Annotated in this window: 17 protein-coding genes and 1 pseudogene; 8 read left to right on the plus strand and 10 right to left on the minus strand. The window is 40.2% G+C overall.

Features of this window, described 5'->3' with window-relative positions:
* Nucleotides 1-19: 19 nt before the first annotated feature.
* Both GD631_RS17830 and GD631_RS17835 read right to left on the minus strand, forming a co-directional pair.
* Nucleotides 20-688, minus strand: a complete 669-nt coding sequence (locus GD631_RS17830) for a bifunctional 4-hydroxy-2-oxoglutarate aldolase/2-dehydro-3-deoxy-phosphogluconate aldolase (protein ID WP_004300153.1) — start codon at nt 686-688, stop codon at nt 20-22.
* Between the two features lie 54 nt (nt 689-742).
* On the minus strand, nt 743-1,768 hold the full coding sequence (locus tag GD631_RS17835) for a sugar kinase (RefSeq protein ID WP_022275219.1): 1,026 nt from the start codon (nt 1,766-1,768) through the stop codon (nt 743-745).
* A 253-nt stretch (nt 1,769-2,021) separates the two neighbouring features.
* Between GD631_RS17835 and GD631_RS17840 the strand changes: the two genes are divergently transcribed.
* On the plus strand, nt 2,022-3,086 hold the full coding sequence (locus GD631_RS17840) for a LacI family DNA-binding transcriptional regulator (protein WP_143259891.1): 1,065 nt from the start codon (nt 2,022-2,024) through the stop codon (nt 3,084-3,086).
* Between the two features lie 30 nt (nt 3,087-3,116).
* Nucleotides 3,117-4,607, plus strand: a complete 1,491-nt coding sequence (locus GD631_RS17845; RefSeq protein WP_143259892.1) for a UxaA family hydrolase — start codon at nt 3,117-3,119, stop codon at nt 4,605-4,607.
* A gap of 117 nt (nt 4,608-4,724) precedes the next feature.
* Here the strand turns inward: GD631_RS17845 and GD631_RS17850 are convergent, their stop codons facing one another.
* The 4 genes from GD631_RS17850 to GD631_RS17865 are packed head-to-tail and all read right to left on the minus strand — an operon-like array spanning nt 4,725 to nt 9,169.
* Complete coding sequence (locus GD631_RS17850; RefSeq protein ID WP_185911502.1) at nt 4,725-6,329, minus strand: MFS transporter; 1,605 nt, start codon at nt 6,327-6,329, stop codon at nt 4,725-4,727.
* Nucleotides 6,326-7,396 carry an HlyD family secretion protein gene (locus tag GD631_RS17855; protein WP_143259893.1) on the minus strand — a complete coding sequence of 357 codons (1,071 nt, stop codon included), beginning with the start codon at nt 7,394-7,396 and terminating at the stop codon, nt 6,326-6,328. The genes GD631_RS17850 and GD631_RS17855 overlap by 4 nt, the downstream gene beginning before the upstream one ends.
* Before the next feature lie 32 nt (nt 7,397-7,428).
* Nucleotides 7,429-8,748 (minus strand): TolC family protein, encoded by a 1,320-nt coding sequence (locus GD631_RS17860; protein ID WP_143259894.1) that lies wholly within the window; start codon nt 8,746-8,748, stop codon nt 7,429-7,431.
* Entirely contained in the window at nt 8,729-9,169 is a 441-nt protein-coding gene (locus GD631_RS17865; RefSeq protein ID WP_143259895.1) for a MarR family winged helix-turn-helix transcriptional regulator, read from the minus strand. The genes GD631_RS17860 and GD631_RS17865 overlap by 20 nt, the downstream gene beginning before the upstream one ends.
* Nucleotides 9,170-9,422: 253 nt before the next feature.
* Between GD631_RS17865 and GD631_RS17870 the strand changes: the two genes are divergently transcribed.
* Genes GD631_RS17870 through creD form a run of 3 tightly spaced genes read left to right on the plus strand, consistent with a single transcriptional unit; the run spans nt 9,423 to nt 11,698 of the window.
* Nucleotides 9,423-10,022, plus strand: coding sequence for a hypothetical protein (locus tag GD631_RS17870; RefSeq protein WP_165860858.1), 600 nt, complete (start codon nt 9,423-9,425; stop codon nt 10,020-10,022).
* The gene (locus tag GD631_RS17875) at nt 10,023-10,319 is read left to right on the plus strand and encodes a winged helix-turn-helix domain-containing protein (RefSeq protein ID WP_128857749.1); all 297 of its coding nucleotides are present in this window, start codon (nt 10,023-10,025) and stop codon (nt 10,317-10,319) included. It begins immediately after the preceding gene.
* Between the two features lie 26 nt (nt 10,320-10,345).
* Nucleotides 10,346-11,698, plus strand: a complete 1,353-nt coding sequence (creD, locus tag GD631_RS17880; RefSeq protein ID WP_143259896.1) for a cell envelope integrity protein CreD — start codon at nt 10,346-10,348, stop codon at nt 11,696-11,698.
* 415 nt (nt 11,699-12,113) lie between these two features.
* Here the strand turns inward: creD and GD631_RS17885 are convergent, their stop codons facing one another.
* The 4 genes from GD631_RS17885 to GD631_RS17900 form a co-directional block, all read right to left on the minus strand.
* Nucleotides 12,114-12,635, minus strand: coding sequence for a DinB family protein (locus tag GD631_RS17885; RefSeq protein WP_128858502.1), 522 nt, complete (start codon nt 12,633-12,635; stop codon nt 12,114-12,116).
* 61 nt (nt 12,636-12,696) lie between these two features.
* Nucleotides 12,697-13,377, minus strand: a complete 681-nt coding sequence (locus tag GD631_RS17890; RefSeq protein WP_143259897.1) for an RNA polymerase sigma factor — start codon at nt 13,375-13,377, stop codon at nt 12,697-12,699.
* Between the two features lie 9 nt (nt 13,378-13,386).
* On the minus strand, nt 13,387-13,830 hold the full coding sequence (locus GD631_RS17895) for a GNAT family N-acetyltransferase (RefSeq protein ID WP_143259898.1): 444 nt from the start codon (nt 13,828-13,830) through the stop codon (nt 13,387-13,389).
* Nucleotides 13,831-13,859: 29 nt separating this feature from the next.
* Nucleotides 13,860-14,210, minus strand: a complete 351-nt coding sequence (locus GD631_RS17900; RefSeq protein ID WP_143259899.1) for a winged helix-turn-helix transcriptional regulator — start codon at nt 14,208-14,210, stop codon at nt 13,860-13,862.
* A 166-nt stretch (nt 14,211-14,376) separates the two neighbouring features.
* Between GD631_RS17900 and GD631_RS17905 the strand changes: the two genes are divergently transcribed.
* From GD631_RS17905 to GD631_RS17915, 3 genes and pseudogenes are all read left to right on the plus strand, one after another.
* Nucleotides 14,377-14,904, plus strand: a complete 528-nt coding sequence (locus GD631_RS17905; protein WP_143259900.1) for a DJ-1/PfpI family protein — start codon at nt 14,377-14,379, stop codon at nt 14,902-14,904.
* Between the two features lie 140 nt (nt 14,905-15,044).
* Nucleotides 15,045-15,254: pseudogene (locus tag GD631_RS17910) on the plus strand (sensor histidine kinase); the annotation flags it as partial.
* A 140-nt stretch (nt 15,255-15,394) separates the two neighbouring features.
* Entirely contained in the window at nt 15,395-18,547 is a 3,153-nt protein-coding gene (locus GD631_RS17915; protein WP_143259901.1) for an ATP-binding protein, read from the plus strand.
* Nucleotides 18,548-18,550: the final 3 nt, after the last annotated feature.

Raw genomic sequence — 18,550 nt, forward strand, 5'->3', positions numbered from 1 at the left:
CAGCTTTCGCTCTCTAATCTTATTTACGGGCTTCGGCAATATAACCGAGAGCTTCTTCACATTTTGCAGTTACATAAGCCCAGTCTTCTGCTGCCACTTTATCTTTCGGGAACAACTTAGATCCCATACCTACGCAGAATACACCGGCTTTAATCCATGCGGTCAGGTTTTCTTTAGTAGGTTCTACCCCACCTGTTACCATCAGCTTAGACCATGGCATCGGAGCCATTAAGCCTTTCACGAAGTTAGTTCCGTAAACATCACCCGGGAATACTTTGCAAAGATCGCAACCTACTTCCTGCGCAAAACCTACTTCTGATACAGAACCGCATCCCGGAGTATAAGCTACCGAACGACGATTACATACCTTAGCTATTTCAGGATTAAACAACGGACCTACCACAAAGTTAGCACCCAGCTGCAAATACATAGCAGCAGTAGCCGGATCAACGATAGAACCGATACCGATTGCCATTTCAGGGCATTCTTTTGCTGCGAACTTAACGATTTCAGCAAATACTTCCTGTGCGAAGTCACCACGATTTGTGAATTCGAAAGCACGAACACCACCGTCATAACAAGCCTTTACTACTTTCTTTGCAACTTCTGCATCTTTGTGATAGAATACAGGAACCATTCCTGTAGAACCGATCTTATTCAATACGGCTATTTTATCGAATTTTGCCATCTTATTATTTACTATTTAAATGAATTGATTTTCTAAACTTTTCAACTCTCCGGATTATCTCTGAACGCGACCGCTTGCATCACCACCAGCCAATGCTTCTACTTCTTCTACAGAAACAAGATTGAAGTCACCATTGATTGTATGTTTCAATGCAGATGCAGCAACAGCGAATTCAAGAGCAGCACCCTGATTAGGTTTAGTCATCAAACCGTGGATGATACCACCGGAGAAAGAGTCGCCACCACCTACACGGTCGATAATCGGATCGATATCATAACGTTTTGAAGTATAGAATTCTTCTCCGTTGTAGATCATAGCTTTCCAACCGTTGTGAGTAGCCGAGAAAGATTCGCGCAAAGTAGAAACTACATATTTGAATCCGAATTCTTTCATCATCTGTTGGAAAATACCCTTGTAGCCTTCAGCATCAGTGTGACCAGCCTCAACATCAGCATCCGGTTTGAAGCCCAAGCAAAGTTCTGCATCTTCTTCATTACCGATACATACATCTACATACTTCATCAACGGTTTCATGATAGACTGTGCTTTTTCTTTAGTCCACAATTTCTTACGGAAGTTCAAGTCAACAGAAACTGTTACACCGTGACGTTTTGCAGCCTCACAAGCCAGACGAGTCAACTCGGCAGCCTTATCAGAAATAGCCGGAGTGATACCAGACCAGTGGAACCAGTCAGCACCTTCCATGATAGCATCAAAGTCGAAATCAGCAGCGTCAGCTTCAGCAATAGCAGAGTGAGCACGGTCATAAATAACTTTGCTAGGACGCATAGAAGCACCTGTTTCCAAATAGTAGATACCTACGCGGTCGCCACCACGGGCAATAAAGTCTGTCTTTACGCCATATTTACGTAATGCGTTAACAGCAGACTGTCCAATTTCGTGTTTCGGTAATTTAGTTACGAAATAGGCGTCATGTCCGTAGTTGGCACAGCTCACTGCAACGTTAGCTTCTCCACCACCATACACTACATCAAAAGAGTCAGATTGAACAAAACGAGTATTACCCGGAGTTGATAATCTAAGCATGATTTCGCCTAATGTAACGACTTTCTTTCCCATAATCTTATGTTTTAAATTCTAAGTTATTAATATTATGAACTTTCAATTTATCATTTCATCCCTATTTTAGGGGTTAACACATTGACTATATGAGTATTAATTCACAAAACGACTAATACCACATACCTTTCGTGTGCGGGCACAAAGATACAACAATTTTCGTAATTACAAAAATTGTTATATATTTGTATCGAAAATATTAAGATTATTAGTGTGTGCGAGCACAAAAACCTATATAAATAAAGGTTATCGTATGAATAAATTGCCCGAAAGAATCAGAATCAAAGACATCGCCCGTCTGGCAGATGTATCAGTGGGAACAGTAGACCGCGTTATTCATGGACGTAGCGGAGTGTCGGAAGCCAGCAAGAAACGCGTAGAAGAAATTCTGAAGCAGCTTGACTACCAGCCCAACATGTATGCCAGCGCTTTGGCTTCTAATAAGAAGTATACGTTTATCTGTCTGCTGCCGGAGCATCTGGAAGGCGAATACTGGACAGCGGTAGAAACCGGCATCCACGAAGCTATTGCCACTTATTCGGATTTCAACACTTCGGTGAGAATCAACTATTACGATCCGTACGACTATCATTCATTCGAAAATGCCAGCGAAGCCATTTTGGCTTTACAGCCGGACGGAGTGATGGTAGCTCCTACCGCTCCGCAATATACGAAAGGTTTCACCGATCAGTTGCAGGCATTGGATATACCTTATATATATATAGACTCCAACATCAAAGACGTTCCTCCCCTCGCCTTCTTCGGTCAGAACTCACGCCAAAGCGGATACTTCGCCGCCAGAATGATGATGTTACTGGCGCGGGATGAAAAGGAAATCGTTATTTTCCGCAAGATACATGAAGGAATTGTGGGTTCTAACCAGCAAGAAAACAGAGAAATCGGTTTCAGGCAGTACATGAAAGAACATCATCCGTCTTGTACTATACTGGAGCTCGACTTACATGCCGAACGCAACGACGAAGACAATGAGATGCTGGATGAATTCTTCCGTACCTATCCGACAGTGAAGAATGGAATCACATTCAACTCTAAAGCCTATATCGTTGGCGAATACCTGCAAAGTCGCGGAAAGAAAGATTTCAATCTGATAGGCTATGACCTTTTGGAACGGAATGTCACCTGCCTGAAAGAAGGAAGCATCTCTTTCCTCATTGCCCAGCAACCGGAACTGCAAGGCGCCAATGGCATCAAAGCTCTTTGCGATCACCTTATTTTCAAAAAAGAAGTGACCTGCATCAACTATATGCCCATCGACTTGTTAACGGTAGAAACAATAGACTATTACCATAACAAATAACAACAAAGTACAACTTTACAAGTACATTACATGGAAACAAAGTATTTAAGAATTAATCCTGCCGACAACGTTGCCGTTGCCATTGTTAACCTCCCGGCAGGAGAGCATCTTTCTGTAGATGGCATTGAAGTTACATTGAACGAAGACATTCCTGCCGGACATAAATTCGCATTGAAGAATTTTGCTGAAGGCGAAAATGTAATCAAGTACGGTTATCCTATCGGACATGCACGGATGGCAAAGAAACAGGGTGACTGGATGAACGAAACGAATATCAAAACCAACCTCGCCGGATTGCTGGATTACACTTACAACCCGATTCAGGTTTCTTTGGATATTCCTCATAAAGATCTTACATTCAAAGGTTATCGTCGCAAAAACGGTGATGTAGGGGTAAGAAACGAAATATGGATTATCCCGACAGTAGGTTGCGTAAACGGTATCATCGGTCAACTGGCTGAAGGACTGCGCCGCGAAACCGAAGGTAAGGGAGTGGATGCCATTGTCGCTTTCCCACACAACTACGGTTGCTCACAACTTGGTGACGATCACGAAAATACGAAAAAGATTCTTCGTGACATGGTGCTTCACCCCAATGCGGGCGCCGTATTGGTGGTAGGCTTGGGATGCGAAAATAACCAACCGGACGTATTCCGTGAGTTCCTGGGCGAGTTTGATGAAGACCGCGTGAAGTTCATGGTTACCCAAAAAGTAGGTGACGAATATGAAGAAGGAATGGAAATTCTGCGTGATTTGTATGCAAAGGCTTCTAAAGATGTACGTACCGATGTTCCTTTGTCCGAACTGCGTGTGGGATTGAAATGCGGTGGTTCCGATGGTTTCTCCGGCATTACGGCAAACCCGCTATTAGGTATGTTCTCCGATTTCCTGATTGCACAGGGAGGCACAAGCGTATTGACAGAAGTTCCGGAAATGTTCGGCGCAGAAACCATCCTGATGAACCGTTGCAAAAACGAGGAACTGTTTGAACAGACCGTCCATCTGATTAATGACTTCAAAGAATACTTCCTGTCACACGGAGAACCTGTAGGCGAAAATCCTTCTCCGGGAAACAAAGCCGGCGGTATCTCTACTCTGGAAGAAAAAGCACTGGGATGTACCCAAAAGTGCGGAAAGAGCTATGTATCCGGCGTGATGCCTTACGGCGAACGTTTACAGAAAAAAGGTCTTAATCTGCTTTCTGCTCCGGGCAATGACCTGGTTGCAGCCACTACTCTTGCTGCGAGCGGGTGTCACATGGTGCTTTTCACCACCGGACGTGGTACTCCTTTCGGTACTTTTGTTCCAACCATGAAGATTTCCACCAATTCAACGCTGGCTAAAAACAAACCGGGATGGATTGACTTCAACGCTGGTGTGATTGTAGAAAACGAACCGATGGAAAAGACCTGCGAACGTTTCATTGATTATATTATCAAAGTGGCAAGCGGTGAATTCGTAAACAACGAAAAGAAAGGTTATCGCGAAATTGCTATCTTTAAAACAGGCGTAACCTTGTAAACAGCTATTTATCTGATAAACAAATATACTGAAGATAAAAAGATACATTGTTAGAATGACAGAGTTGCTATCCTCCACTCAACGATAAGTTGAACAGGATAGCAACTCTTTTTTATATTATACCATATCGTCACCTGTTCTCTTGAAGGTAACACGGATTGTTTTATGAAAGGGAATAAAACGGGAAACCACAGCTATAATAACGGATATAACTAACAAATAACCCAGAATTTCTTTCAATGCAAGCAGCATGCTTTGCTGTTGCAAGGTATTATATAAAGAGTTAGTTGCCAGCTGCGCAGCTTCATTATATGGATGTCCTTGTGCAATTGCATTGTTTAAGGACTGGCTATAGCGTGTTGCCGACAACGGATCGGCAGTGGTAATAGTCTCCGATAGAGAATACATATATTTCTGCTGTAACCGGTACAATACATTACTATAAAAAGAGGTCGCTAGAATAGGTGCCAATACGGAACGGAAAATAATCAGAAAGAAAGCATTCGACAACAAGTATTTCGGATTCAAGTCTTCCACGGCAAACAGAGCGAAAGCTATAATCAAAGTCAACATACCCAACCCACGAAAGAATATAGGCAAGTAGAGCATTTCATACGTACTATCCGGAGAGATGCCAAAATACAGGATCGCAAAGAAAATCACAAAACAACTCATCCCTCCCGCTATCAGAAAACGGAACCGCCAACGTTGCCATCGGAACCACCAGAAACAGATAAAAGCACCGACTATATATCCCGGAAGCAAATAAATATAAAGGGAATAGGTATGCGTAGTATCTACTTTCAGAATGACAGTCAGATAGTTAGTCAACAAAGTGGTCGATGTACTGAAAAACATCACAAGCATCATATAGAAATAGCCTATAATCGCTTTGGGCTGGAATAAAGGAGCCAAACTTACATAAGGATTTTCCGAACGGCTCTGATACCAGATGAACAACGCAATCAACATAGGCGCTATGATGATATAGGCACAAATCTTACCGGAAGCCATCCAATCGAGCACTTTTCCATAATTGATAACGTACATCAACATCAGCAACCCGGCTGAAATAATAAACATCTCACGAATGTGCAGATCAGACCATGCGACGGCTTTAATGGGACGGTTATGACGGAAACAGATGATGACAAATAATATGGAAATCAAAATCAGTACCATCATAAAGTAATACATATACTTCCAGTTATAATGATACGCCAGTAAAACCGTTACCAGCATCGAAACCTGTCCCCCACCATAAACCAACGGATAAAAATAAGAATAGAACTCGCTACGTACATTCTTCGGACTGAAAATCTTTTGGGCATAACGAATAAACCACAACATTAGAAATCCTTTCAGAAAACCGACAGCAAAACTACAAACAATCAGAATATCCGCGTTTTGCGTACGTGCGCAAACCCAACTCAAGAAGAATTGCAGTACCAAATCAATCAACAACAGAGACTTCACAGAAAAGGCTGCCAGCACTTTAGGAATAATCGGATAAGCGATAGCCATGCCCGCTGAAGCGGCATAATACCCCATCGTTATATCTTCTGAATTAGTGCCCAGCGTGTTCGATACTTCCAGCATACTGCCTGTATATGAGCCATTGAGCATGGTGACCGGGAGAATCACGATGAAGATACTGATAAGTCCAAGCCAATCGGGTACCCATTGACGAACAGGTGCCTCCAATTCTTTCATGGTAATCATTCGCGTAGAGCTTCTGTTTCCACCATCATCCCGGCTCTCAACTGCGCCATTTCTTCCGGAGAAACATCTTCCAAGTCAATCCGCACGGGTATTCGCTGTTGCACCTTTACAAAATTACCGGCAGAATTATCCGTAGGAACCAGGGAATATTTAGACCCGGTTGCTTCGGAAATCGCGGTGACCTCTCCATGAAAAGTCTTTCCGGGCACTGCATCTACTTTTACACGTACTTGCTGACCAATATAGATATTAGCAATCTGAGTTTCTTTATAATTAGCGGTAATCCATTTATCCTTCTTACGTACCAGATAAGAAATAGTCTGTCCGGCCGGCACATACTGGCCGGGTTCAAGCGTGCGCCTGCCCATATATCCATCATAAGGAGCAGTAAGAACCGTATAAGAGAGATTCAACTTTGCCAAATCCAAGTCAGCTTCCTTACGTAAAATAGCAGCCTCTGCGCCGGTTGTCTTCTTGCTTGTTTCCGCATATTGTGATAATGCCGCTTGTTTCTGCGCAACTAATGCCTGATAACGTGCCTTTGCCGCTTCATAAGCAGCTTTTGTTTGTTCATACTGCTGCTCCGGGACTGATTCTTCTTTCAACAAACGTTCAAAACGATGATAATCCTGTTCCAATTGCCAGAGTTTCGCTTTCGCTTCGGCAATATTGGCATCCTGTACGGCAATATTCGTATGGGAAGTTTCAATTCCCGAATGAAGTACATCCTGCGAACCATGTGCATCCAATAATGCAGCTTCCGCTTCTTTCACCTTAATCTGATATTCACGATTGTCAAGCACAAGCAGCGTATCTCCTTGACGGATATATTGATGCTCCTTAAAACGAACCTCCTTTATATAACCCGAGACCCGGACATTCAAAGGAGCCACATATTGATCTACAAAAGCATCATTCGTCACTTCGTAATTAACGTAACGCCAAAAGTAAGTAGCAGTCCACCAAAGTCCGGAGACTGCCAAACAGATACATACCAAATTTAAAACGATATTACGAACTCTTACTTTTTTCAGTTTCCGCTGTTTTTCTTTCAATTCATTTGCCATAACAGTTCATCCATAAAATCATAAATCTAAAATCATAAATCTCCACAAGCCTTCTGAAGTTGATAATAAGTATAAATCACACGAGTACGCGCAGTGACCAACTGCAATTCCACATTCAAACGAACGGAGTTTGCATCGAGCAAATCAGTCAGGATAGCCAACTGATTCAGGTAACGATTCTGCATGATACGATAATTCTCTTCCGCTTGTCGGACAGACAGCTTTAGAGCTTCCACCCTCTGCAACGCTTCCTGGTGGCGTAAAAAAGCCGAACGTACATCAACGCGAATCCCCTGCATCTTCTGCTCCTCTTCATTTTTTCGCAAGGATACCATCAGTTTGCTCTCTTTTATTTTATGGTTGTTCTTGTACAGTGACGATAAAGGATAGGAAACCGACACACCTACATTCCAGTTATTATTATACATATCCGCTAATGTACGTGAGATGGGGCGCGCCAAAGTGTTCGATGCATAGAGCGACACACTGGGAAGAGAAAAAGATTTGACTGAACGGATTTCATTCCTCGCCAATTCTGTTTGTACACGAAGCAGCTTCATCGCCGGATCATTCGCATAAGCCTGAACAATATAATCATCATACGGCTGCAAGGCAACTGCCTGATAAAGAACAGTGGTATCGGGTTTTAATAATAAATTCTCGTCCTGTCCCAATAAGATATCGAGTTGCTGCGATACAAGCACAATACTGTTTTCCGTTTCCTGTAGAGACAGGCGATCATTAGTCAACTGCATTTCGCTCCGCAACACATCATTGTTCGTTATCAAACCCTCCTTTTTCATCCGCCATATATCGTGTAGCCGGAGTTCCGACTCCTCAATATTCCGCGCCAGTACTTCATGCTGCTTAAACAGACTAAACAGATTCATATACTGATTCAATAACCTTAACTTTATTTCCGCCTGATCGGTCAATGTCTGTAATTCGGCAACTTGCTTTTCTATATCCGCCTTATGAATAGCACTTCGGGTTCTACCACCCTGATAGAGAGGCTGCGCCAAATCAATTACATAGTTTTGTGACCAGTCCGGTGCTTCCGGATAGGCAGGATCGGATAATCCCCGTTCCCAAACGACGGGTTGTCCTACAAATCCCCCTTTCAGTCCAATCTGCAGTTCCGGCAACTGCGCAGAACGTGCGGTTCGTGTCCGCTCCTGCGCCATGGATTCCTTCATTGCATCTGCCTGAAGTTGCAGACTATGCTGCACTCCCCGCTCAAAAAGCTGATCGACGGTAAGAAACAAAGAATCTGTTTGTGCGTTGATGGAGGAAGCGCCCAAAAGCAGACAGTACAAAGCTGCCCCATATTTTTTATACATTTTCAAGTACATCGTATACACCTTTTAATTCAGATAACATCGTTTCAATGCTTTCTATACCAATAATCTTTTCTGCGTATACATAAACCTGATCGAGAATCGGACGAATCTGGTCTTTAAACTCCTCCCCTTCGGGAGTCAGGAATACCAGTTTATTACGACGGTCGGCGGGATCTTCTTTACGGTATACATACCCTTTCTTTTCCAGATTATTCATCAAATTGGTCAGACAGGCTTTATCTTTTGCAATGCGTTCTGCCAATATCTGCTGACTGATTCCCTGCTCGTACCATAAACTACTCAATACCTGAAGCATCTCAAATGTAATACCCGCATTATTTTTTCTCAATGTCCGTTGCATAGACCTGCGGAAAGCCATACGGGTACGAACAATCTGCAACATGAGTTCTCTAAACTCTGCTCCTTCTCTCATTTTCTATAACCTTTTTATCTGTTTCGTTTCGGTGGCAAAGTTACATATTTCCGTCGAATTAGTCAAACGTTTGACTAATTTCATTTCCATACCATGTATATATAATTCCTGACCATTCGCTTACTTGTTCTTTAAATCACTATATATTAACTCATTATCATAGCATCCCGATCTTTATTATCAAAATATTCAAGCAAAAAGTTTGTTCATCTAAAATCTTTTATTTTACTTTGCATCACAAAGTACTTTTTATATGAATAAAGATAAAGCATTAGAATCGGTGAATGAGATAAAAGAGTTGATGGAAAAGTCCTCAAAGTTTATCTCTCTAAGTGGTCTCGCTGCAATCATGGCGGGCATTTACGCATTAGTTGGGGCATATATCGCCACACAAGTTATTACACCGGGCACTCATTTAATTGTCGCCCTTGAACTAATGGCCATAATAGCCTCACTCGTATTGGTAGCTGCTGCGGTCACTGCCTGCATCCTGTCCTATTACAAATCCAAGAAGACAGGACAAAAATTTTTCAGCCGCCTCACTTACCGGGCATTGTGGAATTTCTCTCTTCCAATGCTAACCGGAGGTGTTTTATGTATTTCCATCCTTATGCACGAGTATTATGACATCCTGGCTTCTGTCATGCTTTTATTTTACGGGCTGGCACTGGTCAACGTTTCCAAGTTTACTTATTCCAGCATCGTATGGTTAGGCTATGCTTTCATTTGTCTGGGTGTCGTAGACTGTTTTTGGGAAGGTCATTCACTACTGTTCTGGACCATCGGTTTTGGCGTTTTCCATATCCTCTATGGCATATTGTTCTATTTACACTACGAAAGAAAGAGATCATAAATGATAGAAGCATTCCAATATATTAATAAGGCATTCGAAAGCAAGGTCCGACTAGGCATCATGGCTATTCTGATGGTAAATGAGGAAGCTGATTTCAATTTTCTGAAAGAACAGCTCTCTCTGACCGACGGCAATCTTGCCAGCCATACCCGTGCCCTGGAAGAACTGGGATATATCGTATGCAACAAAACTTTTGTCGGACGAAAGCCGCGGACTGTTTTTCAGGCAACCCCGCAAGGCAGAGAAGCTTTCAAATCGCATATTGAAGCCTTAGAGAAATTTCTAAAATCAAAATAAATAATTCATCAAAACACTACTGGTTTATGGACACTTTCAATGAAAATTCAAATGAACAACAGGCGCAGCAACCTATGGGATGCCTCCACCGTTTCTCCAAAACAATCAAGGTTGTCATCATCGGATTATTAATCCTTCTCCTGATGATACCCATGTTCATGATTGAGAATCTTATTTCCGAACGGGGACGAACCCAGGAAGAAGCTATCGACGAGGTAAGTGAAAAATGGAGTCTGGCACAGACCATCACTGGCCCTTACCTGAATCTCCAGTATCCGGTTGTCACTGAAAACAACGGCGAGAAGAAGGTTTCCATCAAAGACCTGATACTTTTTCCTGACGAGCTTATGATCAACGGACAACTGAAGACTGAAATCCTGAAAAGAAGTATCTATGAGGTCAATGTATATCAATCGGAACTAACATTGACAGGGTCATTCAGTTCGGAAGAATTGAAAAAGAGCAGAATAGATATGGAGCAATTGCAGTTTGACAGGGCAGCTATTTGCCTGAATCTGACCGACATGCGGGGTATCAGCGAACAAATCAGTATCACTCTGGGAGATTCTGTTTATATATTCGAGCCGGGTATGGACAACAGAGGAATAGATAACACCGGAGTTCATGCGATCGCTAATTTGTCAGAGTTGAAGCAGAATAAAAAACTGCCTTATGAAATAAAAATCAAACTGAAAGGTTCACAGTCACTCAACTTTATTCCACTAGGTAAAACAACCCGTGTAGATCTGAAAGCTAACTGGAATACACCGAGTTTTACCGGAAACTATCTGCCTAACAACCGAAATATTACGGAGAAGGAATTTTCGGCACAATGGCAAGTTTTAAACTTGAACCGGAATTACTCACAGGTGATGGCTGACTACAACACCTCGAACATCAAGGATATTGAAAACTCAAGTTTTGGTGTAAACTTCAAAATTCCGGTGGAACAGTACCAACAGTCTATGCGCTCCGCAAAGTATGCCATTCTGATTATCCTACTGACTTTCGGAGTTATCTTCTTCACTGAAATCATGAACAAGACCCGCATTCATGCCTTGCAGTATTTATTGGTAGGACTGGCTCTCTGTCTATTCTACAGCCTGCTCCTCTCCTTCTCCGAACACGTTGGTTTCAATCCTGCCTATCTGTTATCTTCTACACTAACTATTATACTGGTAGGCGGATATATGTTCGGAATCACCAAGAAAAAGAAACCGTCATTAATCATGTCCGGTTTGTTGGCTATACTCTATATTTATATCTTTGTTCTTATCCAACTGGAGACTTTCGCATTATTGGCAGGCAGCTTAGGACTGTTTATCATTCTGGCAATAGTGATGTATTTTTCAAAGAAAATAGACTGGTTTAATGAATAATCGGCTTTTCTGTTGAAACACTTGACAAATGGCTTTTTATTTTGTATCTTTGAAAAAACAAAAGCAATAAGAGGAATGAAAAATATAAAAAAAATAGAGACATAAGAAATCTTTAAACTGATATATTTTAGTATTAGTACAGATATATAATAGGGCAATGATCTAACGATCATTGCCCTATTTTGTTTATATTTTTACTTAATCCATTCTATCGAATCTCTAAAAACGCTCAAAATAGTTTTTAATAAACTCTGATACCGTTTATAATAAACTATCAAAAAGTTTATTATAAACAGAAAGTACGTTTATTAAGAGCGTAGTCTTCAATTGTAAAAATTGAGAAACACGTTTTCATACAATGGCAGACCATTAATAAGCCTGCTTATTTACACAGTAATAGAAAATGACATAATCATTATTTCATCCAAACGATTGGATAACCTAAATCTCTTTTGATAGCTTCCATTTCTGCACTATGCCACATTTCATGTTTAAAGCTCCACGACAATGCTTCATATTTAGTTTCCGCAACAGGATGTTTAAACGGAAGAGGCTGCAAGCACTCTGCCAAAACATCATCATTCAGAGTTTCCAGATTCTCGATACAGATTTGATGAACTATTTCCGTTTGTTCTCTCAATTCAGCAACTGGAATCAAGTCCTTTTCTATGGAACGATGCAATGTTCCCATACCATTGAATATTCTATTATATTTTTGGATAGGCACTAACCGCCCCACCTTTTCGTTCACCCCGGTAACAGCTGTCAGTGTATGAAAATTCTGTGAAACAAGCAGATGTCCCACTTGCCAAATAAAGTTAGAATCTGTTCTTTCAGGAATAACATACCACAAATCTTCCGGCAATTCAGACATCAAACGATTCACGAATGTGCGAGCTTCTATAATCTGCTCCTTTAAAAAGTCAATTTTACTCATAACTATATGTTTTTTAATTATACATATAGTTAGTGGAAAAGCAAATGAACTTTGTGACAACTTACTGCAAGAATTTCTCCCAATAATTTCTCCTCGGTAGTTCTTTTTCAAACTTCCTATATAAATCGGCAAGCCTCATCATCCGTTGCACCATTGTATATTCTTTATCCATATCAATAGAATATACCGGTTTGCAAATACGACATTTACAAGCCCCATCGGGATTATACAACGGGCAAGTATCATTCATAAAAGCTGTGATTTTCTGAATGGAACGATTATAGATTTGCCGCACATTACTTTCTTTCAGTTCCATGATTTCGCCAATCTGCCGATAAGGCAACCCGACATTTTCTCTAAAGATAAAAATCAGACGAGCATCATTATTCAGACAATGATTTAAAGCGGTGATACACCAGTCGCACCTTTCTTTTATCCATTCCCGCTTCACTTCTTCCCCATCGGAATATTCAATTTCCGGCAACGAACGGAAATATTCGATTTCTGACATTTTCACCTGCTTTTCACATACTGCATATCTGCTGATGGTGCGACGAGCAATAGTGTATATCCATGTAGAAATCTCCGAACCACCTTTAAAACTACTGATACTTTTGCAAAGTTCATACCACACTTCCTGTGCTGCTTCTCGGGCGATTTCTTTATTCTGAATCATCCGGTGAGCAATCGTGGAAATCATATTTCCATATTCTTTCACCAAATGATTGATATCTATTTCCATCGTTACACACTAAAATGTTTTCTTCAAATATATCATATCCACCAACTGCACACCATCCTCATAGATCGGATGATCGTAGTTGTCAGTAAAGAAATTCGTTATCCGGTGAGAAATCACAAAACCACAATGCTCATAGAAAGACCTGGAAGAAGGTACATCTCCTGTGCCCACCAACATTTCAGAGCACTTCCCCTGATAATATTCAAATAAAAACTCTATTAAACGTTTTCCGTACCCCTGTCGTTGGAAAAAAGGAACAGTAGCAATATTCTTGATTTCATAAACACCTTGCCCTTCACATGTCACCACACAAAGAGCTTTCAGCCCGTCATCATAAAGAACAAACATATCACCGCGTTCCAAATATCGGTCAATCATACTTTCTTGTTCATCAGCCAAGAGTAATAAATCAAGGAATTCTTTTTTATCTGAAGTTACTAGTTTTATCTCCATATTTTCTATTTTGTCATAAAATAAAAATGTTACCGACTCATCTGTCTATGGTCCAAAATGGTATCCATATTCTCCAAAGCCCATCCCACCAGTCCTTCAATATGAGGAATCAATGTACCACCTGTATCTGTCAGGCAATACTCTACACGGGGAGGTACTTCAGCATATACTTTCCGTTCAACCAATCCATCTGATTCCAAAGTACGCAATGTAACAGTCAACATTCTTTGAGAGACATCTTCTATCGTTTTATGAATATCACTAAAACGCATAGTTCCATTTGCGTTCAGCGTAATAAGCACCAGCATCGACCACTTGTCTCCCAAACGGCTAAGCACATCTCTTATCGGACAATTTCCTGTCGGATGAAAGTTTTTCATTCTTTAACGTTTTGTATTTTATTGAGTTTCAGTAATAGTTACCTCTATGTAACTTCCTTATTTTCAAGTGCGTTCTTGCATTTATCAAACAAGAAAGATACATTTGCATCACAAAAGTAATAAACTTACTAATAATAACTATTGTTTCATTTAAATAATTATGATTATGGCAAAGAAAGTTGCAGTTTTAGCAGTGAATCCGGTAAATGGTTGTGGATTATTCCAATATTTGGAAGCGTTTTTCGAGAATGGCATTTCATATAAAGTATTTGCTGTATCGGATACGAAAGAGATTAAAACAAATTCAGGAATCAGCTTGACAGTAGATGATGTAATTGCTAATTTGAAGGGGCATGAAGATGAATTTGACGCACTCGTTTTCTCTTGTGGCGATGCAGTGCCTGTATTTCAGCAGAATGCCGATAAGCCTTATAATGTAGATTTGATGCAAGTTATTAAAACATTTGGGGATAAAAAGAAAATTATGATCGGACATTGTGCCGGTGCAATGATGTTTGACTTTACCGGTATAACCAAAGGAAAAAAAGTAGCAGTTCACCCATTAGCCAAGCCAACTATTCAGAACGGAACAGCTACCGATGAGAAATCAGAAATAGATGGTAACTTATTCACCGCTCAAGATGAAAATACCATTTGGACAATGTTACCACACATAATTGAAGCATTAAAATAATGCCTACAGTGTAGATACAAAATAATAAATATAAATACTATAACACAAATCTACACATCCCAATATGGAAAGGCATGTTCCTTTAAAAGAAACGATGCGTTTCTCGGTGTACAACAAGTCGTTTCTTTTAAAGGAACGACTTGACGGATACAGGTATGAGGATCGCTCCGGATAAAGCCGGCCGAGTATCCGAACGTTTTGTAAAACTTAATTCTTATTCAAAAGGCACAGGATTAGGTTTATCTCTTTGCAGAAGCATTATTGAACACCTCGGGGGTAGTATTGGTGTTGAATCCGACTCAGGGGTTGGTTCCCGTTTCTGGTTCACGCATCCTTATAAAGTTAAATAAGAAACCCGTCTAATCTAGAGAAAAGTGTATAAACTTCTCTCTCTATTTACTTTTTATGGTCAAAATTAAGTTTAATTCATTTATTATTAATACATTTGCAGCCACATAAACTTAATAAACCATCAGAAAATTTAATTTTAATGACAATACACAATCAAACAAAAGCAAAAACCTTTCATCTAATAGAACTTTTTTTATCGTTCTATTTATTATTTACTTTCACTACTCCTATTTTAGCCCAAAAAGATTCAGTGAACCCATCTAATTATCTTCTAATTATCAACTCATATACAGAAGCTTCTCCCTGGAGTTTTAGAATGATTTCCGCAATAACCGAATACACACAAAATATTCCTCAACTAGCACTCTATACCGAACATATGAATATGCTAATGATGGACACAGACTCTACCTTAAAAGAGTTCAGACAAATGTTGTATAAAAAATACGAACATCATTCCCCACAAATACTAATATTAATAGGGAATTCCAGTATGATATTACGGAACGACTTCAGGAAGATGTGGGGAAATGTCCCGATTATATTATGCGCCGAAGAAGACTATATCGGACCGAAAAAGTTTTATCTCCAAAAGAAACCAATTGACGTATCTGCAAGAATCCCAATTGCAGAGATAGCCAAGAACTACAATCTCACTTTCTTACATTCTAATTTTTATATTAAAGAAAATATAGAACTAATTTTCCGAATGACCCCAAACATAAAGAATTTCATATTTATCGGTGACGAACGGCAAAACAACCAAACTTACAACATTATTATCGAGCAAGAATTAAAGAAGAATCATCCGGGTATCAATTATCAATTCATATCTCCTCAAAAGATGCGGATCAATCACTTATTGGACACCCTTTATTCTATTGACCCCAAAATAACAGGAATACTCTTTTCTTCCTGGTTCTATAAACATACATTTGCCGGAAACACTTCGCTGGTTACAAATTCTCACCAGCTAATCTCAGCGACTTCCGCCCCTTTGTTCAGTCTTGGCATGTCAACAATCAAGGACAATACAGGAGGAACGATAGGCGGATATGTCTACGACCAAGACAAATACAACAAAAAAATAATACAAGTAATCCAATCAATACTAAATGGGAAACAGGCAGCCAATATTCCTTTTTACGAACCTACGGACGCTGCCCCTACGATCAATTACAGTATATTGCTCCGCAAAGGATTATCGCCACGATTATGCCCTTCCAACACGATTTTCTTTAATAAGCCACCCACATTTTGGGAACAATACGGATATTTCCTTTTAGGAGCAATAGTTTGTTTCATACTGCTTGCTCTATTCTTTCAATACCGTTTCAATCATCTAAATAAATTGAATATACAACAGAAAGAAATCGATGCGATGACTTCCTACAAGAACCTAATCAACAATATGCCTATACTTTATATGCAAGAAGAGTTAATCATGAATGAAAAAGGCACACCAATAGAGTTAATATACCGGAATGTAAACTCCCAATTTGAAAAAAAATTCTTCCACAAAGAAGAAGTTATAGGCAAAAAGGCTAGTGAGTTATTCCCGGAATCTATGAAGGAATTCCTGCATTTCACAAAAATGTCACTTACTGAAAACAGAGCTATCACCTTTCCATATTATTTCAAACAGATAGATGCATTTTATGATATAGTCCTGAAAGGTACTCACCACAATAACATTGTTGATATTTTCTGTCTGGACAGTACTGAACTATACAAAGCCCAACAAAAATTGAGTGCTACCAACAAAAAGCTCGCAATGGCACTGGACGTAGCCAATATTGTGCCCTGGAAATGGGATTTATTAAGCAAAACAATACTTTGCGACATCAACAAACCCATTGAACTTAGCACAAATGAAGATAATATAAATGAAGAACAGTTGGCAGTGCCCGACTCTCAATACTTCTCTAAGATATTCAAAGAAGACCGCAAGCGTGTAGAAAAGGCCTACGAAGATCTGCTAGAAGGACGCTTGGATAAGGTAAGGGAAGAATATCGTATAGTCAACATACAAAATAACATCCACAGAATAGAATGGGTGGAAGCACAGGCTGCCGTAGAGACTCGTGATGAAAACGGAAAGCCACTAACGCTGGTAGGCTCCTCGCTAGTTATCACCAAACGGAAAAAGATGGAAATGGAGTTAACTACAGCCCGAGACCGGGCAGAAGAATCCAATCGCCTCAAATCTGCTTTCCTTGCAAATATGAGCCATGAAATCCGTACTCCTCTCAACGCCATTGTCGGTTTTTCCGGTATATTGGCATCAACAGAGGAAGAAGAAGAAAAACAGGAGTACGTGAGCATCATTGAAAACAATAATACTCTGTTACTACAATTAATCAGCGATATTCTGGATTTATCAAAGATTGAAGCCGGGACATTGGAATTTCAGTATTCCAACATAGACTTGAATAAAGTGATGAATGAGTTAACAAGCTCATTACAGCTAAAAATCAAATCGGACAAAGTACAGCTAAGTTGCCATCCGACAATGGAAACCTGCTTTATACATACTGAAAAGAACCGTCTATCGCAGTTACTCATCAATCTGATAAGCAATGCTATCAAATTTACGGCCGAAGGGTATATTCGTTTTGGCTATGAACTTCGCGACAAAGAAATCTATTTTTATGTCAGTGATACCGGTTGCGGCATACCTAAAGACAAACAGAAAAGCATTTTCGGACGCTTCGTCAAACTAAACAGCTTTCAACAAGGTACAGGATTAGGACTTTCTATCTGCCACACATTGGTCGAACGTATGGGAGGTTCTATCGGAGTAGACTCGGAAGAAGGAAAAGGTTCGACATTCTGGTTCACACTACCATACAAGCCCGCAATGGCTGTAGATGAAAATACCCAAAAGATGGAAATTCAACCAATAACCATAGAAAAAAACAAGTTCAGCATTCTAATAGCAGAAGATAATGACAGCAACTATAAACTGTTTGCATCCATATTAAAGGGAGAGTATCAATTGATTCATGCCTGGAATGGACAAGAGGCAGTAGAAATATTCAAAAAGTATAATCCGCAAATTATATTAATGGACATCAATATGCCTGTCATGGATGGCTACGAAGCAACCAAAGAAATCCGGAAATACTCGGCTAAAGTCCCTATCATTGCCATTACCGCCTTTGCCTATGCTTCAGATGAGCAGAAAGTGATAGAGAGTGGATTCGACGGTTATATGCCTAAGCCTATTAATGCACGCCAACTGAAAGCCCAATTGATGGACATCATGCAAAAACGCATCATCCTGCTATAAAAC

Source organism: Bacteroides luhongzhouii, assembly GCF_009193295.2.
In the GTDB taxonomy this organism is placed as follows: Bacteria; Bacteroidota; Bacteroidia; order Bacteroidales; family Bacteroidaceae; genus Bacteroides; species Bacteroides luhongzhouii.